Genomic DNA, 372 nt, shown 5'->3' with positions numbered 1-372 from the left:
GTCAGCGCCAGCAGTGCCGGCGTCCAGTGGTCGAGCTGGCAGTCGATCTCGGCCCGGTCCTCGGCACGGAGGTTCGCGGCGATATAGGAAAGGTCCCGCAGTGTGGCGGGGACGATGCGTATGGGCATGGCTTTGATCCCTGAGCGAAACAAGCCTGCGGAAGCCAGATGCCGAAAGAGCGCTCAACCCACGAAGTTGTTGTCCACAAACATTTCCGCAAATTGCTGAGGCGTGAGCGTCACCTTGTTGTCGTGGGCGATTTTGAGATTCTTCTTCCACATATCCCGGATTGCCTCCGGCATCGTGTCGGGCATGTGAAGAGCCTTGGCGATTGCGTCTTCCCACCGTCCATCGCCGCCATAGATGGCCTGC

1 protein-coding gene is annotated in these 372 nt (G+C 59.7%); it reads right to left on the bottom strand.

The window, feature by feature from the left end; translation table 11 throughout:
- Window positions 1-182: 182 nt before the first annotated feature.
- The coding region (locus EN852_RS41300; protein ID WP_189546427.1) for a hypothetical protein at window positions 183-372 on the bottom strand (190 nt) is incomplete at its 5' end.

It is taken from the genome of Mesorhizobium sp. M2E.F.Ca.ET.209.01.1.1 (assembly GCF_004010375.2).
Classification (GTDB): domain Bacteria; phylum Pseudomonadota; class Alphaproteobacteria; order Rhizobiales; family Rhizobiaceae; genus Mesorhizobium.
Note: the sequence above shows the minus strand (reverse complement) of the source record. Positions and strands in the feature narration are given on the sequence as shown.